This window comes from Mesorhizobium sp. M1E.F.Ca.ET.063.01.1.1 (genome assembly GCF_003998155.1).
In the GTDB taxonomy this organism is placed as follows: Bacteria; Pseudomonadota; Alphaproteobacteria; order Rhizobiales; family Rhizobiaceae; genus Mesorhizobium.
This window is the reverse complement of sequence record NZ_RZSC01000292.1, coordinates 1-6,961: the sequence shown is the minus strand read 5'-3', so window position 1 is coordinate 6,961 and position 6,961 is coordinate 1. Positions and strand designations below refer to the sequence as shown.

At 65.8% G+C, this 6,961-nt stretch carries 7 protein-coding genes; 4 read left to right on the top strand and 3 right to left on the bottom strand.

Annotated features, from left to right (window positions below; genetic code table 11):
• The 3 genes from EOA29_RS20115 to EOA29_RS20105 form a co-directional block, all read left to right on the top strand.
• Nucleotides 1-435: hypothetical protein (locus tag EOA29_RS20115; protein WP_127221341.1), on the top strand; the 435-nt coding region annotated here is incomplete at its 5' end.
• A 250-nt stretch (nt 436-685) separates the two neighbouring features.
• Nucleotides 686-1,228 (top strand): hypoxanthine phosphoribosyltransferase, encoded by a 543-nt coding sequence (hpt, locus tag EOA29_RS20110; protein ID WP_126091699.1) that lies wholly within the window; start codon nt 686-688, stop codon nt 1,226-1,228.
• Nucleotides 1,229-1,310: 82 nt separating this feature from the next.
• The gene (locus EOA29_RS20105) at nt 1,311-1,682 is read left to right on the top strand and encodes a response regulator (protein WP_126091700.1); all 372 of its coding nucleotides are present in this window, start codon (nt 1,311-1,313) and stop codon (nt 1,680-1,682) included.
• A 4-nt stretch (nt 1,683-1,686) separates the two neighbouring features.
• On the opposite strand, the gene EOA29_RS20100 is transcribed toward EOA29_RS20105, so the two are convergent.
• Nucleotides 1,687-2,637: a DMT family transporter gene (locus EOA29_RS20100; RefSeq protein WP_126091701.1), complete on the bottom strand. Its 951-nt coding sequence runs from the start codon at nt 2,635-2,637 to the stop codon at nt 1,687-1,689.
• Between the two features lie 189 nt (nt 2,638-2,826).
• Here EOA29_RS20100 and EOA29_RS20095 point away from each other — a divergent pair, with 189 nt between their 5' ends.
• The gene (locus tag EOA29_RS20095; RefSeq protein ID WP_126091702.1) at nt 2,827-3,705 is read left to right on the top strand and encodes a LysR substrate-binding domain-containing protein; all 879 of its coding nucleotides are present in this window, start codon (nt 2,827-2,829) and stop codon (nt 3,703-3,705) included.
• A 31-nt stretch (nt 3,706-3,736) separates the two neighbouring features.
• Here the strand turns inward: EOA29_RS20095 and EOA29_RS20090 are convergent, their stop codons facing one another.
• Together EOA29_RS20090 and EOA29_RS20085 are read right to left on the bottom strand one after the other, a co-directional pair.
• Complete coding sequence (locus EOA29_RS20090; protein ID WP_126091703.1) at nt 3,737-6,340, bottom strand: TIGR02302 family protein; 2,604 nt, start codon at nt 6,338-6,340, stop codon at nt 3,737-3,739.
• Nucleotides 6,341-6,451: 111 nt separating this feature from the next.
• Nucleotides 6,452-6,961 (bottom strand): pyridoxal-phosphate dependent enzyme (locus EOA29_RS20085; RefSeq protein WP_127221340.1); only part of this gene is annotated, 510 nt, incomplete at its 5' end.

Genomic DNA, 6,961 nt, shown 5'->3' with positions numbered 1-6,961 from the left:
GGCATGCTGCGTAAGCCGGAGGCTGCGCCGGCGCGGTTCTCGCGCGGCGGCCCGATCTTCTGGATCGCTGGCATCGGCATGGCGCTCGCCGCCTTCTGGGTGTCGGGCGGACATGCCCTGGTGCGCCAGAGCCCGTTCTGGACGACCCCGCAGCCCGCAGGCGCGTTCAGCATTTCCGGCGTCACCTCGCGTATCGACGCCTCGGGGCTTAAACCGGTCCTGTTCGTCGACGGCGAGGCTGCCAATGACGGGGTAAGCGCACAGTCGCTGCCGCCGCTCGAGATCCGAGTCACCGACAATGCCAGCAATGTCATCCGCTACAGGCTGGGGACATCCAACCGCTCGCTGGCGCCCGGCGAAAGATTCGGCTTTTCCAGCCGGCTCGAAGTGCCTAGAAACGGCGTGAGGGCCGTATCGGTCACCTTCGCCAGCTAGGGTCTATTGATATTCAGGTGATGCCGGCCTGCAAATGGCGGTTTCCTGCGCTTCCGGTACTCGCCGGTCGAAGCACTTAGGAGTGGCGTGGCAGTTAAATTAAGGCTACGGCCGGCGTAGGCCGGTGCTCACGTACCTAAAAGTACGCTCCGCTCCGGTTCTCGGAGCCCACTATTTTCGGCTCGGCCTGACCTGAATCTCGACACACCTAAACCGATCGATGATGCGGGCGATTTCGAAGGAAAAAAGTATGCCAGTTGTGCGCGGCAAGGACATCGAGGTCCTGTTTTCGGCGTCGGCGATTGCCCGCCGCAATCTCGAACTCGCCAAGGAGATCGCCGGGCGCGACTACCACGACTTGCTGGTGATCTCGATCCTGAAGGGCTCGTTCGTTTTCGCGGCCGATCTCATCCGCGCCATGCATGATGTCGGCCTGTCGCCCGAGGTCGAGTTCATCTTCATTTCCAGCTACGGCGCCGGCACCACCAGCGGCGAGGTCAGGGTGCTGCGCGACATCGACAACGAGGTCGTCGGACGCGACGTGCTTTTGATCGACGACATCCTGGAATCCGGCAAGACGCTTTCCTTCACCCGCGACCTCATGCTGTCGCGCGGCGCCAAAAGCTGCGCCATCGCGGTGCTGCTCGACAAGCGCATGCGCCGCCAGACCACGCTCAACGCCGACTATGTCGGCTTCGACTGCCCCGACTATTTCGTCGTCGGCTACGGCATGGATGTCGCGCACGCGTTCCGGGAACTGCCGTTCGTCGGCGTGGTCAAGGGCGACGCCTGACTCTCGAAGCGGAATCCGTGACGACCCGTCGACCGTTCGAATTTTCAGAAAAAGTCAACGTTTCCGCGCCATGTATCTCGGCATGGCAAAGCTTCTGATCGTCGAGGACGATGAGTCCGTCCGCACCCTCGCCGCCCGCGCGCTGGAGCGCGACGGGCACAACGTGACTATCGCCGCCGACGGCGCGCAAGGGCTGGCGCTGATCGGGCAGGCGCATGGCGGCTACGATCTCGTGGTGTCCGACATCCGCATGCCGGAAATGGATGGCATCGAGATGGCGACGGCGGCGGCGAAACAGTTCCCGGCGATGAAGATCATGCTGATGACCGGCTATGCCGACCAGCGCGAGCGCGCCGAGGAATTGAACGGCATCATCCTCGACGTGGTGCAGAAGCCGTTCACGCTTGCCGAGATACGCGCCCGTGTCGGCCGGGCCTTAAGCTGCTTCGCTTGACCATCTAGACGGCATCACCGGTTGCCGCGAGTGTCGGTACGGCGCTCCTGTGCCGCTCGCCGTTGAGCGCGAGCAGGCCGGCGCCGATGATCAGCGCAGCGCCGAGCACGGTTGTCACGCGCGGTACCTCGGCGAAGAACAGGAAGCCCCAGAGCGGCGACCAGAGAATGCCGGTATATTCGAAGGTGGCGACGCGGTTGGCGGGGGCCATCCGATAAGCCTGCGACAACAAAATCATGCCGGCGGAGGCGACGAGGCCGCAGGCGGCCATCTTGAGGAAGTCCGGCATGGTCGGCCACACCCATGGACGCACCAGGAAGTCGAGGCTCGGATGGCCCGCGTGGGTGATGCCGGCAAGATGAAATATGGCGGCGACCGCCACAGCGCCGGTGAGGTAGGCGCCATTCTGGTAGAAGGCCATGACCGTCGATGATTCGGTGTCGCCGATCCGGCGCGCCATCAACTGCGAGAAGCCGTAGAGGAATGCCGAGCCGAGCGACAGCAGCGCCGCCCAGTCGAACACTCCGGCGCCCGGACGCAGCATCACGACGACCCCGACAAGGCCGATCAGCACAGTCGTCAGCGTCCGCCAGGAGACGTGCTCGCCGAGATAGGGCCCGGCGAGCGCCATGATGAAGAGCGGTGCCATGAAATAAAGCGCTATCGCGTCGGCCAGCGATAAGGCGGCGATCGCCAGGTAATAGACCGTGTAGGACGAGAACTGGGTGAAGGCGCGCAGCGTCAGCATGCCCGCTCGCTTCGACAGCAGCGCCTTCAGGCCGACATCGGCATGGACGACAACGATCAGGATCGGCAGCGCGACGATGGCGCGGATCGCCATCACCTCCGTCACCGGATAGCCGCCCGACACTGCCTTCACCAGCGGGTCCTGCAGCGAAAACACCAGAACGCCCAGGCAGAGGCTCAAGATGCCAAGCACCATCCGGTTCTGCATCGACGTTCCAGCGAAAAAGAGCCCGCCACCGTTTTCGGGCAGCGGGCACGAGTGAGGACTCTTCGAATTGGTCCGCGGCCGATTTCGCGGCCGCATATCCAATGGGTGCGGTGACTATCCTGCGGCGTTTGACATGTTGCAAACGAATTGGAATGATATCAGCGATCAAAATTTCTTATGGCGATGCCTATGAAGCCCACCCTCGACAGCGACCTCCTGCGCACCTTCGTGGCGGTGGCCGAGACGGGCAATTTCACCAAGGCCGCCGAGAAGGCCGGACGCACCCAATCGGCAGTTTCCATGCAGATGAAGAAGCTGGAGGACATGGTCGGCGACAGCCTGTTCGAGCGCGGCTCGCGCGGCGTGGCGCTGACGCGCCGCGGCGGCGAGCTCATCGCCAATGCCCGCCGCATCGTCTCGCTGCTCGACGAGACGGCGGCGTCGCTGGTGGCGCCACCGCTCGGCGGGCTGGTGCGCATCGGGATACCCGCCGAATATGGCCGCTCGATCCTGTCGCGGGCGCTCGGCGAGTTCGCCAAGCGTCATCCGCGCGTGGAAGTCACTGTGCGCTACGCCCATTCGGCCTCGCAGGTGAAAGCGCTGGCGGCGGGGGAGCTCGACCTCGCCGTGGTGTTCGAATGGGAAGGTTTTTCCGGCGGCGAGGTGCTGATGCACGATCCGACGGTGTGGGTGACATCGATGCTGCACCATATGCATGAGGAGCGGCCGGTGCCGATCGCGCTCTACAGCCGCGACGGCTGGTGCCGCGACTTTGCGATCAAATCGTTGCAGCAGCGCGGTCTCGACTACCGCGTCGCCTATACCAGCGACACCAATGGCGGCCTGACGCTCGCGGTCACTTCCGGTTTGGCGATCGCGCCGATCTCGCGCAGCAACATCCCGCCCGACTGCCGCGAGCTGACGGCCGCCGACGGCTTCGGCGACATCGATTCCTCCAATGTGGTGCTGCACCGCAATCCGCTGGCGGCGGGCGAAGCGATCGACGGCATGGAGAACGCGATCCGCGAGGCTTTCATGCTGACCAGGCAAACCGCGCCGGCAGCATAGATGCCGGCTGCGGGCGATCTGGGGGGACCGCCTATTTCAGTTCGAGCAGCCGCTCGAGATAACTGCGCTCTATGTCCGGGCTCAGCGCGTTGCCGAGGCGCTTGCGGATCGCTTCGAGAATCTGGCGGGCGCGCTGCACGTCGATCTCGTCCGGCACCTTGACGGAGTTGCCGTCGTCGGAACCCTTGGTGGCGCGCGGCCGGCCGAGCGGATCGCGGTCGGCGTCCTGCTGGCGCCCGCCCTGCTCGCTGCCGCCCTGGTCGCCCTGCATGGCCTGCATCTGCTTCATCATGTCCTTGGCGCCTCGGCGCAGCGCCTCCAGCGCGCGGCCCTGGTGGCCGACGGCCTCGTCGCCGTTGCCCTCGCCAAGCGACTGCTCGGCATCGCCCATGGATTTGCCGGCCTCGCCAAAGCCCTCATTGGGCTGCATGCCCATGCCTTCGAGGCCCTTCTTCAGCTTGTCGAGGTCGCTCTGCAGCTGGCCCTGGCCCTCCTGCAGCTGCTTCAGCGCGTCGGCCAGATCCTTTGGCGACATCCCCGGCCGGCCGAGCGGATCGCGGTCGTCGCCGGGGCCGGGCTTCTGCCCGTCCTGAGACTGGCCCTGCTCGCCATCCTCGCCCATCTGCTGGTCGCCGTTTTGGCCACGCTGGCCGCGCTGCATCTGGTCGAGGCGGAAAGTGTCGTTCATCATCTCCTGCTGGCGCCGCATGATCTCGCCCAGCTTGTCCATCTGCTGGCGCATCTCGCTGTCCTGCTCGCCGCCCTGCTGCTGGCGGCCGGCCTGCAGGTTGTTCATCATGTCCTGCAGCTCCGACAGAAGCTGCTGGGCCCTGTCGCGGTCACCGGATTTGGCGAGGTTTTCGATCTCGTCCATCATCCGGTCGATATCGCTCTGGCGCAGTTCCCGGCCGTTCTGCTGCATCTGCGGCGCGTTCGGGTTCTGCTTCGCGCGCTGGGCGAACTCCTGCAGGAATTGGTTCATCGCTTCGCGCAGTTCCTTCATCGCCTTGTCGAGCTCTTCGTCGCTGGCGCCGTTCTTGATGGCGTCCTGCAGCGCCTGCTGCGCCTGGCGCAGCCGCCGCTCGGCGGCCGACAGGTTGCCTTCCTCGATGCCGAGCGCGATCTCCCACAGATAGGCCACCTCGTTGCGCAACTGGTCATCGCTGCCTGCGAGCTTCAGCCGGCTCCTCGCGCTCATGATCGCGAGATAATGCGACATGTTGTCGAAAGTATCCTCGGGGCGCAGCGTGATCGCGTCCATCAGGTCGAGCACGCGCGGCCTGGCGTTGGTGTCGAGCGCCAGCAGCCGGCGCTGCTCGATCACGGCGCGGGCCAGCGGATTGGAGAAGGGCCGCTCCGGCATCACCAGCGTCTTGGTTTCGCTGGTGGCGGTGTGGCCGGCATCGTCCGTGGCGGTGAGCGTCAGCTTTATGGTGCTGCCGGCCCAGACATGCTCGGTCAGATCCTTGGTCGTCTTGGCCGCGTTCGCCTTGCCGCCGCGGCGCGGCAGCGTCAGCGGCATGTCGGGCGGGCCATAGAGCGGATGGGCATCGGCCGGCGGCGGATCCAACAGCTCGAAGACAGCCTTGGCAGAAGCCGCGCCATAGTCGTCATCGATCTGGTAGTTGAGCTCGATGGCGCCATTGACGGCGCGCTTCGGTTCGCCGACGAAACGGATCGTCGGAGGCTTGTCCGGGATGATGGCAAACGCCCAGTGGCCGAGATCGTCCTCACCGGACTTCAGCGTCAGCACGCCATCGGTGCTCAGCTTGCCGGAGAACTGGCGCGCTTTGAGCTGGGCAGCGGCTGGGGGCGCCGGCTGGGCGGCGGCGGGCGTGACACCCTTCGGCGCGGCCGGCTCGATGGCGCGGGCATTGCCGCTCACATCGGCATAGTTCAGCGTTTCCTCGCCGGAGCCGCCGGTGACGCGCAGCGACACGTCGCTGCCTTGCGGGATGCTGAAGGTCTGTGCGGCCTGATTGGCGTCGGCGGTCAGAAACAGCGGCGGCTTGCCGGTATAGGCGGGCGGCGTCACCCAGGCATCGATGCGCGGCGGCACGGTATCGCGCGCTGCTCCGGCGACGAAGCCGTCGCTGATCCGGCCGCCGAAAGGCCCGAACGAGAAGGCGAAGGCGGTGACGAAGAGCAGTCCCACCAGTGCTCGCAGGCCCCAGCGATCGTAGTCCGGCACGCGTGTGCGCGGCCTGTCGGCGCCGAGGCTGGAGAGCCGCTCCGCCATGCGTTTCTGGTGCTCACGCCAGAGCGCCTGCGAGAAAACACTCTCCGCGCCGCTCGGCCGGTCGGTCTGCACCTGCACGGGGCTGTGCAGCAACTCGTTCGCGGCCTCGATGCGCCGGTCGACCTCGGCGGAGGACGGCATGCGGAAGAAGCGCAGCGGATAGAGCGCCGCCAGCGCCGATACGCCAAAAAGGATCAGGAGACCGATCCGCGCAGGATCCGGCAGGCGCTGGAACAGGCCCAACCACGAGACGCTGAGGAACAGGCCGGCGACGACTGCCAGCGGCAGCAGCAACGGCCAGCCACGCTCGAAGATCATCGAGGTTCGCGTCGCCAGCCGGCTGAGCGCCAGACGCCCGGCCAGACCGCGTTCGCTGGAAATGGGTCGTTCCGTCATCGGCCCTTCCTGCCCGGGCGGGATGGCCCGGACCTCATGAGCAGAATACCAGCAAACACGGCAAAGGCGAGGCGGGTTCCAAAATCGTGAAGAGGTTAGCCCCCGTTATGGTCAGAAATTCGCGGGATTTGTGTTGGAGCCGCAGACCAGAACGGCAACGCGCTCGTCCGGCGACGGCTCGTAGCGGCCCGAAAGCATCGCCGCGAAGGCGGCGGCGCCGCCGGGCTCGGCAATGATTCGCGCGCGGTCCCAGAGCGCTTTCTGCGCCGCCACGATGTCGTCGTCGCCGACCAGGATCGAGCGCTCGACAAAGGCCTCGGCGATCGGGAACATCATTTCGCCGACACGCTTCGGCGCCAACGAATCGGCGGCAATTCCCTCGGCCGGCGCATCGACCGGCTTGCCGGCCTCGAACGCGCGGTAAAGCGTCGGCGCTCCCTCGGGTTCGATGGCGATGATACGGATGCGGCCAGCGAACCAGGCTGCGATGCCGCCGATCAGACCGCCGCCGCCGACGGCGACCAGAAGCGTGTCGATCCCGGGCAGGTCGGCTTCGATCTCGAGGCCGACCGTGCCCTGGCCGATGAGCGTTTCTTCCTGATTGAAGGCATGGATCTGCAG

Coding starts and splice junctions, on each gene's coding strand:
- hpt (WP_126091699.1), top strand. CDS start 686: ATGCCAGTTGTGCGCGGCAAGGACATCGAGGTCCTGTTTTCGGCGTCG.
- EOA29_RS20105 (WP_126091700.1), top strand. CDS start 1,311: ATGGCAAAGCTTCTGATCGTCGAGGACGATGAGTCCGTCCGCACCCTC.
- EOA29_RS20100 (WP_126091701.1), bottom strand. CDS start 2,637: ATGCAGAACCGGATGGTGCTTGGCATCTTGAGCCTCTGCCTGGGCGTT.
- EOA29_RS20095 (WP_126091702.1), top strand. CDS start 2,827: ATGAAGCCCACCCTCGACAGCGACCTCCTGCGCACCTTCGTGGCGGTG.
- EOA29_RS20090 (WP_126091703.1), bottom strand. CDS start 6,340: ATGACGGAACGACCCATTTCCAGCGAACGCGGTCTGGCCGGGCGTCTG.